Source organism: Streptomyces sp. NPDC005774 (genome assembly GCF_042871645.1).
In the GTDB taxonomy this organism is placed as follows: domain Bacteria; phylum Actinomycetota; class Actinomycetes; order Streptomycetales; family Streptomycetaceae; genus Streptomyces; species Streptomyces pratens.
In genome coordinates this window covers 112,100-129,087 of sequence record NZ_JBIAIV010000013.1, presented here as the reverse complement: position 1 = coordinate 129,087, position 16,988 = coordinate 112,100, and the positions used below count along the sequence as shown (strand labels likewise).

Annotated in this window: 13 protein-coding genes and 2 pseudogenes; 8 read left to right on the top strand and 7 right to left on the bottom strand. The window is 70.4% G+C overall.

Features of this window, described 5'->3' with window-relative positions; all coding sequences use genetic code 11:
• Positions 1-414: 414 nt before the first annotated feature.
• The 3 genes from ACFYQA_RS15020 to ACFYQA_RS15010 form a co-directional block, all read right to left on the bottom strand.
• Positions 415-1,671 (bottom strand): M20 family metallopeptidase, encoded by a 1,257-nt coding sequence (locus ACFYQA_RS15020; protein ID WP_388916767.1) that lies wholly within the window; start codon positions 1,669-1,671, stop codon positions 415-417.
• Entirely contained in the window at positions 1,668-2,120 is a 453-nt protein-coding gene (locus tag ACFYQA_RS15015) for a TRIC cation channel family protein (protein WP_388916863.1), read from the bottom strand. Before ACFYQA_RS15015 ends, ACFYQA_RS15020 begins: the two co-directional genes overlap by 4 nt.
• A 207-nt stretch (positions 2,121-2,327) precedes the next feature.
• Positions 2,328-2,918: a trimeric intracellular cation channel family protein gene (locus tag ACFYQA_RS15010; protein WP_388916764.1), complete on the bottom strand. Its 591-nt coding sequence runs from the start codon at positions 2,916-2,918 to the stop codon at positions 2,328-2,330.
• Positions 2,919-2,996: 78 nt separating this feature from the next.
• Here ACFYQA_RS15010 and ACFYQA_RS15005 point away from each other — a divergent pair.
• Together ACFYQA_RS15005 and ACFYQA_RS15000 are read left to right on the top strand one after the other, a co-directional pair.
• A pseudogene (locus ACFYQA_RS15005) lies at positions 2,997-3,756 on the top strand (transposase family protein).
• Between the two features lie 331 nt (positions 3,757-4,087).
• A pseudogene (locus ACFYQA_RS15000) lies at positions 4,088-4,555 on the top strand (rhomboid family intramembrane serine protease); the annotation flags it as partial.
• Positions 4,556-4,568: 13 nt separating this feature from the next.
• On the opposite strand, the gene hemE reads toward ACFYQA_RS15000, so the two are convergent.
• Entirely contained in the window at positions 4,569-5,636 is a 1,068-nt protein-coding gene (hemE, locus tag ACFYQA_RS14995) for a uroporphyrinogen decarboxylase (protein WP_388916761.1), read from the bottom strand.
• Positions 5,637-5,838: 202 nt separating this feature from the next.
• Between hemE and ACFYQA_RS14990 the strand changes: the two genes are divergently transcribed.
• From ACFYQA_RS14990 to ACFYQA_RS14980, 3 genes are all read left to right on the top strand, one after another.
• Complete coding sequence (locus ACFYQA_RS14990) at positions 5,839-6,516, top strand: DUF3000 domain-containing protein (protein WP_388916758.1); 678 nt, start codon at positions 5,839-5,841, stop codon at positions 6,514-6,516.
• Between the two features lie 526 nt (positions 6,517-7,042).
• Positions 7,043-7,699, top strand: coding sequence for a response regulator transcription factor (locus tag ACFYQA_RS14985; protein WP_042164084.1), 657 nt, complete (start codon positions 7,043-7,045; stop codon positions 7,697-7,699).
• Between the two features lie 191 nt (positions 7,700-7,890).
• A complete protein-coding gene (locus ACFYQA_RS14980) occupies positions 7,891-9,237 on the top strand; it encodes an HRDC domain-containing protein (protein ID WP_388916755.1) in 1,347 nt (448 codons plus the stop codon).
• A 51-nt stretch (positions 9,238-9,288) separates the two neighbouring features.
• Here ACFYQA_RS14980 and ACFYQA_RS14975 read toward each other — a convergent pair whose 3' ends face one another.
• From ACFYQA_RS14975 to ACFYQA_RS14965, 3 genes are read right to left on the bottom strand one after another with little or no spacing between them, the layout of a single operon-like run.
• Complete coding sequence (locus ACFYQA_RS14975; protein ID WP_388916753.1) at positions 9,289-10,119, bottom strand: carbohydrate ABC transporter permease; 831 nt, start codon at positions 10,117-10,119, stop codon at positions 9,289-9,291.
• Positions 10,116-11,063, bottom strand: a complete 948-nt coding sequence (locus ACFYQA_RS14970; RefSeq protein WP_388916750.1) for a carbohydrate ABC transporter permease — start codon at positions 11,061-11,063, stop codon at positions 10,116-10,118. Before ACFYQA_RS14970 ends, ACFYQA_RS14975 begins: the two co-directional genes overlap by 4 nt.
• Positions 11,063-12,379 (bottom strand): ABC transporter substrate-binding protein, encoded by a 1,317-nt coding sequence (locus tag ACFYQA_RS14965; protein WP_388916747.1) that lies wholly within the window; start codon positions 12,377-12,379, stop codon positions 11,063-11,065. Before ACFYQA_RS14965 ends, ACFYQA_RS14970 begins: the two co-directional genes overlap by 1 nt.
• Before the next feature lie 519 nt (positions 12,380-12,898).
• On the opposite strand from ACFYQA_RS14965, the gene ACFYQA_RS14960 reads away from it, so the two are divergent.
• The 3 genes from ACFYQA_RS14960 (at position 12,899) to ACFYQA_RS14950 (ending at position 16,716) form a co-directional block, all read left to right on the top strand.
• Complete coding sequence (locus ACFYQA_RS14960) at positions 12,899-14,116, top strand: thiolase family protein (RefSeq protein WP_388916744.1); 1,218 nt, start codon at positions 12,899-12,901, stop codon at positions 14,114-14,116.
• The gene (locus ACFYQA_RS14955) at positions 14,113-16,242 is read left to right on the top strand and encodes a 3-hydroxyacyl-CoA dehydrogenase NAD-binding domain-containing protein (protein ID WP_388916742.1); all 2,130 of its coding nucleotides are present in this window, start codon (positions 14,113-14,115) and stop codon (positions 16,240-16,242) included. Before ACFYQA_RS14960 ends, ACFYQA_RS14955 begins: the two co-directional genes overlap by 4 nt.
• A gap of 96 nt (positions 16,243-16,338) precedes the next feature.
• Positions 16,339-16,716 carry an NTP pyrophosphohydrolase gene (locus ACFYQA_RS14950; protein ID WP_388916740.1) on the top strand — a complete coding sequence of 126 codons (378 nt, stop codon included), beginning with the start codon at positions 16,339-16,341 and terminating at the stop codon, positions 16,714-16,716.
• Positions 16,717-16,988 lie beyond the last annotated feature (272 nt).

The following is a 16,988-nucleotide window of genomic DNA, read 5'->3' as shown; positions in this document are numbered from 1 at the left end:
GGCGTGCTCGAAGGCGACAGTGCGCGGCCCCTCCGGCCGGCCCCGGCGCCAGACTCTGTCCCGGGCTCACTGTCCCAAAGAGGGAGCGACGTCGACGGGCGGCCACCACGGCCCATTTTCACGCCTGTGAGGCGTCCCCGCAGGGGATATGGGGGACTCCGTCAAAGTAGGCCGAGTCAGGCAACCCAAGGAAAACCTGAAAGATTTTGCATAAGAGCTCGTGACACGATCTTGTTGAGATGTCCTGGTGGGGCGTTACCAGTGTGACGATTCGGCCGTTCGTGAGGGTGTGGGTGCTCGACCGTGGATCGTGGACGATGAGTTGTGGGGGTTGATCGAGCCGCTGCTGCCGCCCTGGCCGGAGCGGTCGCCGGGCCACGACCGAGCGACCGGCGAGGCGATGCCGGACTTGTCTCAGCTGCCGAGCCAGGAGAGGGCGGCCACCGCCACGGCGCTGACGCCGGTGTCCAGGGTCGGCTGGATGACAGGGGCGAATGTGGCGCTGTGGTTGACCGGGATGTCCTGGAAGACGGTCCCCTTCTTGGCGGCCTCGGCGTAGCGCTCCGGATCGATGCCGCCGATCGCCCAGTACGTGAACGGCACCTCGAACGCCGCGGGGATCTCGCTCATGTCCTCGCTGGCGGTCTGCAGGTCGACGGTGTGCGCGTCGTCGCGGAAGTACGCGGCGAACGCCTCCGCGACGCGCCGGGTCGGCTCCTCGTCGTTGACGGTGGGCGGGAAGGAGGCGATCCGCTCGATCTCGGGTGCCTTCGGCGAGCGGGACGCCTCGCACTCGGCTTTGACGATCCGCTCGATCGCGTCCAGGACGTGGGTGCGGGTGGCGTCGTCGTAGGTGCGCACGTTGAGTTCGATGACGGCCCGGTCGGGGATGACGTTGGGGCCGGAGCCGGCGTGGATGCTGCCCACGGTGAGCACGGCGGGCGTGGTGGCGGCCAGTTCCCGGGAGACGATGGTCTGCAGGCGCACGACGATCATCGCGGCCATCACCACCGGGTCGACCGCCGCCTGGGGCATGGAGCCGTGCGCCCCGCGTCCGTGCACGGTGATGCGCAGGCTGTCCGCGGCCGACAGGAACGAGCCGGCGCGGGTGCCGACGTAGCCGGCCGGATAGGGCAGTACGTGCTGGGCGAGCACCACGTCGGGCCGGGGCGACCTGGAGGTGAGACCGTCGGCGATCATGGCCTCGGCGCCCTCGCCGTTCTCCTCCGAGGGCTGGAAGAGCGCCACGAAGGTACCCCGCCAGGCGTCCCGGTGCTGGGCCAGCAGCCGCGCGCAGCCGAGCAGGCAGGTCACGTGCACGTCGTGTCCGCAGGCGTGCATGACGGGCTGTTCGCTGCCGTCCGGGCCGGTCACGGTCGCGGTGGAGGCGTAGGGCAGACCGGTCCGTTCACGCACGGGGAGGGCGTCCATGTCCGCCCGGGCCATGACGGTGGGGCCGTCCCCGTTCGCAAGGACCCCGATCACGCCCGTGCCGCCGATGCCTTCGGTGACGTCATAGCCGAAGTCCCGCAGCGCGTCCGCCGCCTTCTTCGCCGTGCGGTGTTCCCTCAGTCCGAGTTCGGGGTGCCGGTGCAGGTCCTGGTAGAAGTCCTCCAGGTCGGAACGGATGGAGTCGAGGTCGGCCAGCACGGTTTGGGCAGGATCGGTCATCGAGGCTCCTTGCGTGGGCGGGGCTGCTCTTCCTCCCCGTTTCGGGCCGCGGGATCGATGCGGCGCCGCACTGCCGAGGCCGCGTTGGACCGGGACTGCCGGTGGAGCCACTGGGAGGATTCCAGCCGTAGTGCGCGGCGGTACGCCCGGAAACCCGGCCTCGGAACGATGCCCAGGCCGACACCGCCCCCGGCACGACGTACGAGCAGACCACCGTGACTCCGGCGACCGTCACAGCGACAGTGGCAGCGCGACTGGTGTGCCTGGCGGAGCACATCCCTGATCGTGCTGCCGCTCGGGCCGGAGGTGATGCCGAGCACCAGGAACCCGAACAGGTCCAGGCCGGCCGCGCGGGATGCGGCGCCCAACGGCACACACAAGAAAACGTGGCGAGGTCCAGGCAACGCACCGCGACAACCCTCCCGGAACGGGATCGGCGAAGCCGGCATCGCGGACGTAGTGCCCATAGGCCGAGCCTACCCATGGTCCCACGCCCGGCGACCCGGGCGAACACGAAGCGTGACGGACAGCAGCGGGGTGCCGACTCGCATCACGGCCCGCCCCACGGGACGTGTGGAGCACGAAGGGCTCGTGCCGTGGGACCGACCCGAACGGGTGAGCCGGTCGGGTTCGGCCCATGTCCCGGCCCCGCGTACCTACCTGCGCCTCCTGGTCTCAGGTGGTTCGGGTGCGTCAATACTGAAGTGGAGGCCGAGCGTGCGGATCAGGAAACAGGCCGATGCGGCGCCCAGCGCGGCCGGCAGACCGTAAACACCCAGCTGGATAGCGGTGACGGTTACCGTGGCGCCCACCAGGGCGGGGATGGCATACAGGCCACTGCTCAGCACCGACGGAACCTGACGGACGAGCATGTCGCGGATCGTGCCCCCGCCCACTGCGGTGACCACTCCCAGCAGGGCCGCGGGCGCAACGCCCAGCCCGGATTCCAGTGCCTCGCTCGCTCCGATCACCGCGAAAGCGCTCAACCCGATCGTGTCGAGCATGGTGATAGCTGCCTCGATCCGACGCAGGTACTTGCTGAGAGCGAAAGCGATCACCCCGCCGATGGCGGCAAGCGTGTAATAGCGCCGGTCCAGGAGAGTGGCAGGGGGCAGCGAGTCGATGAGGACATCGCGGATGAAGCCGCCGCCCAGTGAGCCTCTTCCAACCTGGCGGGTGGTTGGATCGGCGCCCTGGTGGCGGGCATGAAGAAAGCTCCTGGTAGACGGGTTCACGACCAAGATCACCAGTCCGCCAGGAGCTCTCGTGCTTGTCCACCCTTCCCCAAGCTCTCGGCTTCTCTCGAGCAGGGGAGACCCCATTGCATCGATCTGTCCAGCCGCACCCTGCAGCACCTCTCCGGTCTTCTCGCAGGTCACCGCCGCCGCATCGGTTCCCGGTGGCGCCGCCTGACCTGCGGCCGGCAGGCCCTGCCGGTCCTGGCCCACCTGCGCTGCGGTGACACTCCCCCAGCCTCCGGCCGGGGGTGCCCCCAACGCCCGCCTCGCGGCGGGATTCCGCGTCGGGATCGCCACGGTCCACCGCTGCATACGCGAGGCCGTCGACCTCCTGGCCGCCCTCGCGCCCACGCTCGAGCAGGCCATGCAGACCGTGCGGAAGAAGGCATATGTGATTCTCGACGGCACGCTCCTGCCGATCGACCGCATCGCCGCCGACCGGCCGTACTGCTCGGGGAAGAAGAAGCATCACGGGATGAACGTGCAAGTCATCGCCGATCCAGCCGGACGCCTGATCCGGGCGTCGGACGCACTGCCGGGAGCCACGCACGACCTGACCGCGGCCCGGACCCACAAGATCCCTGCCGCTCTGGCCGCCGACGACATCAAGTGCTGGGCAGACAAGGCGTATCAGGGTGCGAACTCCGCCATCCGCGTCCCGTTCCGGGGCAAGCACCTGCGCGGCCGGCGCCGGCGTCACAACCGGGACCACGCCACCATCCGCAACCTGGGCGAACGCGCCATGGCGATCCTCAAGTCTTGGCGGCTTCTGCGGAAACTCCGCTGCAGCACCACTCGGATCACCGCCATCGTCCAAACTGTCGTCACCCTCGAACTCGCCAGCTGATCAAGATGGAAAAGGCTCAGCCTGTCGATCGCCGCGTCTTGGTTTCGGGACCCGCCTTCCTCCGACTGTTTGCCACGGGCATCACGGAAACGGATGGTGTAGAAGTGCGGACAGCGGCTGGGCTTGGCACAGGAGCAGGTCTTGAAGAAGGAACCCATGCCGCGAGCGAGCTGACGAGCCGAGGAGCGAGATCTTCCGAAGGGGCGGGCGAACCAGCGAAGGCCGGCCCTGCTGTCACGTCCCGCGGTCAGCAAGGCGGAGACCTCCGGCACGCCACATGCTGACTACTTGCTGACCTGGGGTCCACCCAGCACACATCTGACCTGCGGTAATGTCCACCCTCCGGATCTTCGGCAACAACATCGAGGACCGCATGGGGCACCTGCGCCTCGCGCTGTTCTACGCCGTCTGCGGCTATGTGGCCTCGTACGGCTACGCGCTGGTGAACGCGGGCTCGGGCACCGCGCTGATCGGCGCGTCCGGGGCGATCGCGGGGGTGCTGGGCGCTTATCTGGTGCTGTATCCGAGGGCGCGCGTCTGGGTACTGGTGCCGTTCCTGATCTTCCTGCTGCTGCGGCTGCCGGCCTGGATCGTGCTCGGCATGTGGTTCGTGCTGCAGGTGGTGTACTCGTCCGGGACGGGCGTCACCGACGCCGGGACGGTGGCGTATGTGGCGCATGTCGTGGGCTTCGTGGCCGGCATGCTGATCGCCTGGCCGCTGCGCCCCGGTACTCCCCCGCCGCCGGAGCCGCCCGGCCTGCTGTCCGGCAGGCGGGCACGGCCCCGGCACCCGTGGTGAGCGCCCCGCGTGGTCAGCGGGCGGTGGCGGTGTGAACGTGGTCGACGAGGCGGGTCAGCGCGTCGGCGTCGGTGTTCGGCATGACGCCGTGGCCGAGGTTGAAGATGTGGCCCTCGAGGCCCTCGGCCGCGGCCAGCACCTCGCGGGTCTTCGCCTGCACCGCCTCCGTGCCGGCGAACAGCACGGTCGGGTCGAGGTTGCCCTGGAGCGCCTTGCCGGGGCCGACCCGGCGGACGGCCTCGTCCAGCGGGACGCGCCAGTCGACGCCGACGACGTCCGCGCCGGCCTCGCCCATCAGGCCGAGGAGTTCGCCGGTGCCGACGCCGAAGTGGATACGGGGGATGCCGTAGCCGGACACCGCGTCGAGGACCTTGGCCGAGGCGGGCAGCACCGAGCGCCGGTAGTCGGCCGGGGCGAGCGCGCCGGCCCAGGAGTCGAACAGCTGGACCGCGGAGGCGCCGGCCTCGATCTGCACGGTGAGGAACGCGGCAGTGATGTCCGCGAGGCGGTCGAGGAGGTCGGCCCAGAGCTCCGGGTCGCCGTACATCATCGCCTTGGCGTTCTCGTACGTGCGGGACGGGCCGCCCTCGACGAGATAGCTGGCGAGGGTGAACGGGGCGCCCGCGAAGCCGATCAGCGGGGTGGCGCCCAGCTCGGCGGTCAGCAGGCCGTACGCCTCGGTGACGTAGGAGACGTCCTCCGGGGTGAGGTCGCGCAGCCGGGCCAGGTCGGCGCGGGTGCGGAAGGGCTCCTCGACGACGGGGCCGATACCGGGCTTGATGTCGAGGTCGATACCGATGGCCTTGAGGGGCACGACGATGTCGCTGAAGTAGATCGCCGCGTCGACATCGTGCCGGCGCACCGGCTGGAGGGTGATCTCGGCGACGAGGTCGGGGCGCATGCAGGAGTCGAGCATCGCGATGCCCTCGCGCACCTTGCGGTACTCCGGCAATGAGCGGCCCGCCTGCCGCATGAACCACACCGGAGTGTGCGGCACCGGCTCACGCCGGCACGCCTTGAGGAAGGCACTGTCGTACGTCTGGGTCGGCTGCTTGCCCCGCGGGCTGACATTGGCACTCACCCGGCCAGTCTCGCATGGTCCGCCGGACGTCCCGCACCGCAGGCCACCCGGGCACCGTGCCCCGCGCCACACCGTGCGCCGCGTCCGCGCCACGCCGGGCATCGTGCCCCGCGCCACGCCGGTGTGACACGATCCGGACACCGTTACCCGCCCCGGGTGTCCTTCCCCGCGCCGGGGCCCGCTTCCGCTTAACCTTCCCCGCATGGCTGCGGCTCAGGGACGACTGTCGGACGGCACGGGCGGAATGGACGAAGCGAAGGACACCGATGCGGATCTCGGGCTCGGGGACACGGCGCCCCCCTCGCCCTTCCGGACCGCCGTCGAAGCGTTGCGGGGCGCGCGGCTCCGACCGCAGATCGAAGTGGAGACCACTCCGGCGCCCAAACGGCTCGCCCCGTACGCGTACGCGCTGGAGGCGGCGGTCGTGGACGGCGACCAGGACCTGGCCGACGGCCGACTGGTGTTGCTGCACGACCCGGCCGGGCACGACGCCTGGCGGGGCACCTTCCGGCTGGTGACGCTGGTGCGCGCGGAACTGGAGCCGGAAATGGCGGCGGATCCGCTGCTTCCGGAGGTGTGCTGGTCCTGGCTGACCGGTGCGCTCGCGGCACACGGCCTGACGTACGGCGAGCCGAGCGGCACGGTCACGCGGGCCAGTTCGCACTACTTCGGCGGGCTGTCCGAGCGTCCTGCCGCCTCGCAGATCGAGATCCGTGCCTCGTGGACGCCGGAAGAGGGCATGGGCGGGGTGCCGGACGCGGCCACGCATCTGATGTCGTGGTGCGATCTGCTGGCGCAGGTCGCCGGGCTGCCGCCGGCCGCTCCGGGGGACGCGTCGGTGGTGACGCTGCCGCAGCGCAGGGGGCCGCAGTCACGCTGAGCCCACCGCACCGCTGGGTCCACGGCGGGCGCTGAGCCCACCGCGGGCACTGAGCCCACCGCGGGCACTGAACCTGCAGCCGTTGCCGGGTCGATCCCCTCGTGGGGCTCCCGGCGCTCCCCCAGACCGGTCTTCGGGCCGGTCTTCTGCCGTTTCCGGGCTGGTCGTCGGGCTGTTCGCCGGGCTGTAGCCGGGTCGGTCACCGGAGCACTCGCGACCGGTCTCTTTGTCGATCTCCTCGGTTGCCCCCTTGCCAATCCCCTCAAGATCTCTTTGGCGACCTTTTTGGGGATCTCTTTGTCGATACGGCCACTTCCGGAAGCGTTGCGATGCAGACCGAAACCGTTCGATCTTCGAATGATCGACCGCGTGTCCGAATTGCACGGATTGTTACTCACTGGATCGTGATCATTCTCTAAAGGAGACCGCGTTTGTTGCCGAAGACGACTGTGACCTTGAAAGCACGGTTGAGCCCGGCTCCGCCCCCACGAGCCGGCCCCGTCCCGCCGCCACCCCAGGAGGCCTGGTGTCCGTTCTCCTCGAGCAGCCCGCAAGCCTGGTCGCCTACCGCCCGAACAAGCCGACCGCCATGGTGGTCGTGGCCGACCCCCGCGTCCGCTCCACCGTCACCCGCCATCTGTGGGCTCTCGGTGTACGCGACGTGATCGAGGCCTCGTCCGTCGCGGAGGCTCGTCCCCGCATCGGCAACCCCCGCGACATCTGTGTCGCCGACGTCCATCTGCCGGACGGTTCCGGCCTCACCCTCCTCTCGGAGACCCGGGCCGCAGGCTGGCCCAATGGCCTCGCCCTGTCCGCCGCCGACGACATCGGCGCCGTGCGCAACGCCCTCGCCGGCGGAGTGAAGGGCTACGTCGTCACCGGCACCCGTACCAACCTCGGACTTCCCTCCCGCCCCGGTGCCGCCCCCATCGGCGGCGCCCGTCTGCACCGCCGCCCTCCGGGTGCCCCGAGCCACCCGGGCGGCTACCGCGAACTGTCCGGCCGTGAGGTCGAGGTGCTGCGGCTGGTGGCGGAGGGGCAGTCGAACAAGGCCATCGGCGTCTCGATGGGCCTGTCCGCGCTGACCGTCAAGAGCCACCTCGCCCGCATCGCCCGCAAGCTCGGTACGGGCGACCGCGCCGGGATGGTCGCGGTCGCCCTGCGCACCGGCATCATCCACTGACCTCCGCGGCACCGACCTCCGCGGCCGTGCCGCCCGCCTCCCCTCCTCCATCCCCCTCCTCCGCCCCCTCCCCTCCGGTCCGCTTCTCCTCGGCCGGGCATGCACCGGCCTGACTTGTTTACGACCCCCTGGGGCCCGCCGACGGAACGTTCCGTCGGCGGGCCCCTTCGCGGCACGGATACTCTTGACAGGTGACCGACGCCCACGACACCGCAGCAGACAATGCCCTGCGAACCACCGGAGGCGCCCCTCCGGACGACGACGGATCTTCTGCTACGGAGGCGCCGATCCCCTTGCTCGAACCGCGCGAGGGCGTTCCGCCCGTGATCACGGACGACGCCGCGCTCGCCGAGGTGATCGCCGCCTTCGCCGCGGGCACCGGCCCCGTCGCCGTCGACGCCGAGCGGGCCTCCGGCTACCGTTACGGCCAGCGTGCCTACCTCGTCCAACTGCGCCGTGAGGGCGCCGGGTCCGCACTGATCGACCCCGTCGCCTGCCCCGACCTGTCAGGGCTGGGCGAGGCGCTGTCCGGCGTCGAGTGGGTGCTGCACGCCGCCACGCAGGACCTGCCCTGCCTGCGAGAGATAGGGATGCTGCCCACCCGTCTCTTCGATACCGAGCTGGCCGGCCGCCTCGCCGGTTTCCCCCGCGTCGGGCTCGGCGCGATGGTCGAGAACGTGCTCGGCTTCGTCCTGGAGAAGGGCCACTCCGCCGTCGACTGGTCCACCCGCCCGCTGCCCGAACCCTGGCTGCGGTACGCCGCCCTCGACGTCGAGCTCCTGGTCGACCTGCGGGACGCCCTGGAGAAGGAACTGGACCGGCAGGGCAAGCTGGAATGGGCGTGGCAGGAGTTCGACGCGATCGCGTCCGCACCGCCGCCGGAGCCCCGCAAGGACCCCTGGCGGCGCACCTCCGGTATGCACAAGGTGCGCCGGCGCCGGCAGATCGCCGTCGTACGGGAGCTGTGGCAGACCCGGGACCGGATCGCGCAGCGCCGGGACGTCTCCCCGGGCAAGGTGCTCTCCGACACGGCCATCGTCGAGGCCGCTCTCGCCCTGCCGGCCGACGCACAGGCCATGGCCGCGCTGAACGGGTTCGGGCCGCGGGCGGGGCGGCGTCAGCTGGAGCAGTGGCAGGCGGCCGTGGACCGGGCGCGGGCGCTGAGCGAGGCGCAGCTGCCGCAGCCCGGACAGCCCTTGACCGGACCCCCGCCGCCGCGCGCCTGGGCGGACAAGGACCCGGTGGCCGCCGCCCGGCTGTCCGCGGCCCGCGCGGGAGTGAGCGCGCTGGCCGAGCGACTGACCATGCCGCAGGAGAACCTGATCACCCCGGACACGGTACGGAGGGTGTGCTGGGAACCGCCGCAGCCCGTCGGCCCGGAGTCCGTTGCGGCCGCGTTGGCGGGGTACGGGGCGCGGCCGTGGCAGGTGGAGCAGGTGACGCCGGTCCTCGTCACCGCGCTGGCCTCGGACGGTTCCGACGGCGGTTCCGACGGCGGTTCCGACGGCGGTTCCGAGGGCGGTTCCGAGGGCGTCTGAGCGCGGTGGGACCCGCAGGTCCGGCCGCCCGCGGCGGTGCCGCCCTCTGTTCTACTTCGTGGCCCCCCTCATGAAACCGTTGTAGATGAAGCGCTGGAGGGTCAGGAAGACGATCAGGGTCGGGAGGATGACCAGGATCGCGCCCGCCGAGATGGTTTCCCAGTGGGCTCCGAAGGGGCCCTTGAAGCGGAACAGGGACGTCGAGATCACGCCAAGATCCTCGGAGGGCAGGTAGAGGAAGGGGATGTAGAAGTCGTTGTAGACGTTGATCCCCTTCACGATCACCACCGTCGCGATCGCCGGTTTGAGGAGCGGGAGGATCACCTTCCGGTAGACCGTGAACGCGTTGGCGCCGTCCAGTCGTGCCGCCTCGTCGAGGGAGACGGGGATGGAGCGGATGAACTGCAGGAAGATGTAGATCGACACGATGTCCGTGCCCATGTAGAGGGCGATCGGCGCCCACAGACTGTCGAACATGCCGAAGCTGTTGACGATCTGGAAGGTCGCCACCTGGGTGGTCACTCCGGGGACGAGCGCGGCGAGCAGGAACAGGACGACGACCAGTTTCCGGAAGCGGAAGGCGAAGCGGTCGATCGCGTACGCCGTCATCGAACCGATGAGTATGGTGCCGCCCACGGCGACGACCAGGATGACCGCCGTGTTGCCGAAGGCGGAGAGCATCCGGCCGTCCTGGAACGCGGTGACGTAGTTGCCGAGGTTCAGCGGGTCGTCGGGCAGGGCAAGCGCTCCGCTGCCGCCCGCCATCTCCTCCGAGGTCTTCAGCGAGGTCAGGAGAACCACGGCGAGCGGCAGCAGGACGACCAGCGTGGCGAGGACGAGGGTCAGGTACATGAGCGACCGGGCCACTGTGCGGCGGGTCATACCAGGTCCACCTTGTCGTCGGGGACGATGCGGCGCTGCACCCAGGTGACCGCCAGGACGATCAGGAGCAGGACGACGGCGGCGGCCGAGGCGAGCCCCGTCTTGTTGAACTGGAACGCGAGCTTCACCGTCTGGATGACGAAGGTCTCGGTGCCGGTGGCGCCGCCGGTCATGATGTACGGGATCTCGAAGACCGACAGGGAACCGGAGACGGAGAGGATCACGCTCAGGCCCAGAATGGGTCTGATGCCGGGCGCGATGATGTACCGGAACTGCTGCCATCGGGTCGCGCCGTCGATCTCGGCCGCCTCGTACAGCTCGCCGGGGATGGACTGGATCGCGCCGAGGAACAGCACGAAGTTCAGGCCCAGATAGCGCCAGACGGACACGCCGGCCAGCGAGGTGTTCGCGGAGAACGGGGTGCCCAGCCAGGCGTGGTCGGTGTCGACGCCGACCAGACGGAGCACCGAGTCGAGGGTGCCGCCGTCCTGGAAGAAGTAGAGGAAGACGAAGCCGATCGCCACCCCGTTGATCAGGTAGGGGAAGAACAGCACGCCCTTGAAGAAGTTCCGGAAGCGGACGTCGAAGCTGAGGATCGTGGCGAAGTAGAGGGCGACGGCGATCTGCACCACGGAGGCGACGAGGTAGTAGCCGCTGACGAAGAACACCTCGAACAGTTCGGGCCGGGTGAAGAGTTCGGTGTAGTTCTCGGTGCCCGTCCAGCTCAGTTCGGGGCTCACACCGTCCCAGTCGGTGAAGCTGTAGGCGACCATGTTGGCGAGCGGCGCGTAGGTGAAGGTGAGCAGCAGGGCGAGCGGCGCGATCAGGAACAGCCAGGGGGTGACGCGCCGCCGCAGCCGGGCGCCGCGCGGGGCGGGGGCCGCGGCCGGCCCGGCGGGCGCGGCCGAGGGCACAGGCCGCGCCGCCTCGGCGGTGTCCGCCATCAGGACCCCAGGGACGTACGCGCCTCGGCCCAGCGTGCGCCGAGGCCGTCGAGGAAGTCGTCCAGGCTGCCCTTGCGCGCTCCGCGGGCCAGGTCGACGAGGTCCTGGCGGTAGTCGGGCTTGTAGATGCCGACCTCGGAGCTGTTGTCGATGGACTTGACCTGGGCGCCCTTGGCGTCGTCGAGGTCGATCAGCTCGACTCCCGCGTCCCGGTAGGGCCGCAGGATCTCGGGCAGGGGGTCGTCCTTCAGCGGGGACAGGGCGAGATTGGCCTTCGCGTAACCGGACTTGTCGGTGAACCAGTCGATCCAGGCGCGGGCGGCGGCCTTGTGGTCGGAGTGGACGTTGACGGCCTGCTGATAGTCGGGGGAGGTCACCGCGCAGAAGGCGCCGTCCTGTTGGGCGGGGAAGGGCATGAAGCCGATGTCGTCGGGGTCGCTGCCGGCCTGCTTCGCGGCCTCCCGCATCTGGACGACGGCCCAGGAGCCGAGCCACATGGTGGCGATCTCGCCCTTGGCCAGCTTCGGCTTGGACGCCTCCCAGTTGGTGGTGGTCGGGTCCTTCTCGGCGAGGCCGGCGCGCACGATGTCGTGGAGCAGGGTGTCGGCGACGCGCAGGTCGGCGCCGTCGGCCCACGGGTCCCCCTCGGCGAGTTTCGTGGTGGCGCCGGTGTCGCAGCCGACCGAGCCGTTGACGTTGGTCCACTGGGTCAGCGGCCACATGTCCTTGAAGTTGGTGTAGTACGGGACGGCGTCGGTCCGGGACTTGACGGCCTTCAGGTCGTCGAGGAACCGGGCGGGGGTGGTGGGCCAGTCGGTGACGCCCGCCTGCTCCCAGACCTTCTTGTTGTAGAGGAATCCGGGGACCACGCCGATCGGGCTCTGGCCGTAGACCTTTCCGTCGACGGTGGAGTAGTCGGTGAAGCGGTACTTCTCGCTCAGTTCGGCCCGGCTGCCCAGCGAGGCGAAGAACTTCGGGTAGTCCTTCTTCTCGATGACGGCGGGGATCATGAGGACGTCGCCGTAGTTCTCCGTGTTCATCCGGATCTTGACCTCGCCCTCGTAGTCGGTGAGGGCGTCGAACTCCACCTTCACGTCGGGGTGGGTCTTGTTGAACTCGGCGGCGTAGGCCTCCATCGTGCCGTCCTGCACCAGATCGGTCCGGTGGGTGAGGACGGTGATGGACCCCTTGGCCTCGGACGGGTCGTCGGGCGCCTCGGCGTCCGCGCCCTGGGAACTGCCCCCGGTGCCGGTGCAGGCGGAGGCCAGGAGGGCGAGGGCGGCGATCGATCCGGTGAGCACAGTGCGGCGGTTCATGAGGACCAGCTCCGTTCGAGGACACGGGACCCGACATGAGTCAGTTGGCTGGTTCGGCACTCTGACAGCCGCTACTAAACCGGTAAAGTCACAATTGCGCCAAGGATGCGGGAGTGCCTACGGGTTCCTGGGTCAACCGGTCTAGAAATCCCGTGGCCGATGGAGCCGGGGGAGGGACCGGGGGCGCGTTCCGCCGCGATACCGGGCCGCGCCGCCCATCGCCCGCCGGCCACCGGACCGACCCCGCCCCGCCGCTTCACCGGTACGCGGAGGTGGCGCGGACACCGGGCGGGGATACTCCACCACCGGGACCCGGGTTCGTGCCCTGCACCGGCCCCGGCCCCGGCCCGTACCGGCCACCGTCCGTGCCGCGCCGCGCGACGCCTCCCCCAGGGGTGTGACCTTCACCGCTCGGAGATGGAGGACTGGGCAGCTACATTACCCACAAGTAGCATAGGCTCTGAGCGCGCGCTCAGCGCAACGCAGCAGTGCCATCCCGCACCCTGGAGGAGAGCCATCGTGCCTCGTACCGTCAAGGACGTCGTCTTCGTCGACGGCGTCCGCACCCCGTTCGGCAAGGCGGGCCCGAAGGGCATCTACCACGAGACCCGGGCCGACGACCTCGTCGTGAAGGCGATCCGGGAGCTGCTGCGCCGCAACCCCGGACTCGACCCGAAGAAGATCGACGAGGTCGCGGTCGCCGCGACCACGCAGATCGGCGACCAGGGCCTGACCATCGGCCGCACCGCCGGCATCCTCGCGGGCCTGCCCACCTCGGTCCCGGGCTACTCCATCGACCGCATGTGCGCGGGCGCCCTGACCGCCGTGACCGCCGTGGCCGGCTCCGTCGCCTTCGGCGCGTACGACGTGGCCATCGCGGGCGGTGTCGAGCACATGGGCCGCCACCCGATGGGTGAGGGCGTCGACCCCAACCCGCGCTTCGTCTCGGAGAAACTGGTCGACGAGTCCGCCCTGTTCATGGGCATGACCGCGGAGAACCTGCACGACCGCTACCCGACGATCACCAAGCAGCGCGCCGACGAGTACGCGGTCCGCTCGCAGGAGAAGGCCGCCAAGGCGTACGCCGACGGCAAGATCCAGGCCGACCTGGTGCCGGTCTCGGTGCGCCGCACCAACGCCGAGGCGGGCGAGACGGGCTGGGGCCTGGTCACCGCCGACGAGCCGATGCGCCCCGGCACCACCCTGGAGAACCTGGCCGGGCTCAAGACGCCGTTCCGCGTCCACGGCCGGGTCACCGCCGGTAACGCGGCCGGTCTGAACGACGGCGCCACCGCCTCGCTCATCGCCTCCGAGGACTTCGCCCGCGAGAACGGGCTGCCGGTCAAGATGCGCCTGGTCTCCTACTCCTTCGCGGGTGTGGAGCCCGAGGTCATGGGCTACGGCCCGATCCCGGCGACGGAGAAGGCGCTGGCCCAGGCCGGCCTGTCCATCTCCGACATCGGCCTGTTCGAGATCAACGAGGCCTTCGCCGTCCAGGTGCTGGCCTTCCTGGAGCACTACGGCATCGCCGACGACGACGCGCGCGTCAACCAGTACGGCGGCGCCATCGCCTTCGGCCACCCGCTGGCCTCCTCCGGCGTCCGCCTGATGACGCAGCTGGCCCGCCAGTTCGAGGAGCACCCGCACGTCCGCTACGGCCTGACCACCATGTGCGTCGGCTTCGGCATGGGCGCGACGGTCATCTGGGAGAACCCGCACTTCGAGGGGGACAAGTGAGCACCACCGCAGAACTGTTGAAGGGCGCCGCCGCGCTCTTCCCCGACGAGGTCGTCACGACGGCCCACGTACGCCACTTCGAACTGCCCCTGGGCGCAGGTCGCTTCGCGCTGATCACGCTCGACAACGGTCTTGACCACACCAAGCCGACCACCTTCGGCCCGCAGTCGCTGGCGAACCTGGACGCCGCCATCGACCAGGTCGAGAAGGAGGCCGCGGACGGCACAATCGTCGGTGTCGGCATCACCGGCAAGCCGTTCATCTTCGCCGTCGGCGCCGACCTCAAGGGCGTCGAGCAGCTGAAGGAGTGGGACCACGCCCACGCCATCGGCAAGGGCGGCCACGACGTCTTCAAGCGGCTCGCGAAGCTCGCCGTCCCGACCTTCGCGTACTACAACGGCGCGGCCATGGGTGGCGGCGTCGAGGTCGGCCTGCACTGCGCCTACCGCACGGTGTCGTCGGCCATCCCCGCCTTCTCCCTGCCCGAGGTCTTCCTCGGCCTGGTCCCCGGCTGGGGCGGCTGCGCCCTGCTGCCGAACCTGATCGGCGCCGAGAAGGCCATCTCGGTGATCATCGAGAACAGCCTCAACCAGAACAAGCAGCTCAAGGGCAAGCAGGTCTACGAACTCGGCATCGCGGACGCGATCTTCGAGGGCGCGGACTTCCTGGAGCAGTCGCTGATCTGGACGGCGGCCGTCCTCAAGGGCGAGATCGCCGTCGAGCGCCCGGTGATCGACCGCGGCGAGGCCTGGGACCAGGCCGTCGCCAAGGGCCGGTTCATCGCCGACTCCAAGGTGCACGGCGCCGCCCCGGCCGCCTACCGGGCGCTGGACATCATCGCCGCCGCCAAGGACGGCGACCTCCAGCAGGGCTACGACGCCGAGGACAAGGCGCTCGCCGACCTGATCATGGGCGGTGAACTGCGCTCCGGTCTCTACGCGTTCAACCTGGTGCAGAAGCGCGCCAAGCGCCCCGCCGGTGCCCCGGACAAGAACCTGGCCCGTCCGGTCACCAAGGTCGGTGTCGTCGGCGCCGGTCTGATGGCCTCGCAGCTCGCGCTGCTGTTCCTGCGCCGCCTCGAGGTGCCGGTCGTGCTGACCGACATCGACCAGGAGCGCATCGACAAGGGTGTGGGCTACGTCCACGCCGAGATCGACAAGCTGCTCGGCAAGGGCCGCATCAACCAGGACAAGGCCAACCGCCTCAAGGCCCTGGTCACCGGTGTGCTGGACAAGGCCGAGGGCTTCGCGGACGCGGACTTCATCATTGAGGCCGTGTTCGAGGAGATGGGTGTCAAGCAGCAGGTGTTCGCCGAGGTCGAGGCGGTCGCCCCGGCGCACGCGATCCTCGCCACCAACACCTCCTCGCTGTCGGTGTCCGAGATGGCGTCGAAGCTGAAGAACCCCGAGCGGGTCGTCGGCTTCCACTTCTTCAACCCGGTCGCGATCCTGCCGCTCCTCGAGATCGTCCGCGGCGAGCAGACCGACGACGCCTCGCTGGCCACGGCGTTCGGTGTCGCCAGGAAGCTGAAGAAGACCGCGGTCCTGGTCAAGGACGCCCCGGCGTTCGTCGTCAACCGGATCCTGACCCGCTTCATGGGCGAGGTCCAGAACGTCATCGACGAGGGCACCCCGGTCGGGACCACCGAGAAGGCCGTCGAGCCGCTCGGTCTGCCGATGTCCCCGCTGGTCCTCCTCGAGCTGGTCGGCCCGGCGATCGGCCTGCACGTCTCCGAGACGCTCAACCGGTCCTTCCCGGAGCGCTTCACCGTCTCGCCGAACCTCAAGGCGGTCGTCGAGGCCGGCAAGCGCGGCTTCTACGTCTACGACAGCGGTAAGCCGGAGCTGGACCCGGAGGTCGCCGCGCTGCTCAAGCAGGGCGACACCGTCCTCACCGAGGAGCAGGTGCGGGCCCGGGTGCTCGACGCGGTGGCGCAGGAGATCGGGCTGATGCTCGACGAGGGTGTCGTCGCCGAGGCCCAGGACATCGACCTGTGCCTGATCACCGGCGCCGGCTGGCCCTTCCACCTGGGCGGCATCACGCCGTACCTGGACCGCGAGGGCGTCTCCGAGCGGGTGAACGGCAAGCGGTTCCTGGAGCCCGGAGTGGCTTCGGTTCCGGCGTAGCCGTCGCCGTCGTACGGCCCTGAGGAGGGCCCCCGCCCGTGGCGGGGGCCCTCCTTCGCGCGTGGGTGCCGTCCCGTTCCGTGGGACCCTGACGGGATGAACGACACCGTCGCCCCGCTCGTGATCGTCGACGCCGCGAACGTCGTCGGGTCGGTGCCCGACGGCTGGTGGCGGGACCGGCGCGGCGCCACCGAACGCCTGCGGGACCGCCTGGCGTCGGACGGTCTGCCGGACCGGTCCGGACCGGTGGAGATCATCCTGGTCGTCGAGGGCGCGGCCCGCGGGGTGGAGTCGGTGCCGGGCGTCCGGGTGGAGTCCGCCCCGGGCAGCGGCGACGACCACATGGTCGCCCTGGTGGCCGGTGTCGGCGTCGGCGACCGCCCCGTCCTGGTCGTCACAGCCGACCGCGAACTGCGCCGCAGGGTGACGGCCCTGGGAGCGGACGTCACCGGCCCGCGGTCCGTGCCCCGCTGAGGCCCGCGGTCCCGGCCGCCGGCCCGGATCCCGGGCGGTGACGGCGGTCAGGCGGACCCGGCGGTCCCGGCGTGGCGGACGGTGACGCCCTGCGCCGCTCGGGCGGGCGCGCCGGCCGGTCGCCGGTGTGCGCCTGCTCGGGACCCGCCGCCCCCCGCTGAGGCCCCTGGCCCGCCCGCCGGCCCGGCTCCCGGATGGTGACGGCGGTCCGGTGGACCCGGCGGTCTCGTCGTGGCGGACGGTGACGCCGCGCCGCCGCCCGGACCGGCGTG

Coding starts and splice junctions, on each gene's coding strand:
- ACFYQA_RS15020 (WP_388916767.1), bottom strand. CDS start 1,671: ATGACCGATCCTGCCCAAACCGTGCTGGCCGACCTCGACTCCATCCGT.
- ACFYQA_RS15015 (WP_388916863.1), bottom strand. CDS start 2,120: ATGCCGGCTTCGCCGATCCCGTTCCGGGAGGGTTGTCGCGGTGCGTTG.
- ACFYQA_RS14990 (WP_388916758.1), top strand. CDS start 5,839: ATGGCTGCGGCTCAGGGACGACTGTCGGACGGCACGGGCGGAATGGAC.
- ACFYQA_RS14975 (WP_388916753.1), bottom strand. CDS start 10,119: ATGACCCGCCGCACAGTGGCCCGGTCGCTCATGTACCTGACCCTCGTC.
- ACFYQA_RS14970 (WP_388916750.1), bottom strand. CDS start 11,063: ATGGCGGACACCGCCGAGGCGGCGCGGCCTGTGCCCTCGGCCGCGCCC.
- ACFYQA_RS14965 (WP_388916747.1), bottom strand. CDS start 12,379: ATGAACCGCCGCACTGTGCTCACCGGATCGATCGCCGCCCTCGCCCTC.
- ACFYQA_RS14950 (WP_388916740.1), top strand. CDS start 16,339: ATGAACGACACCGTCGCCCCGCTCGTGATCGTCGACGCCGCGAACGTC.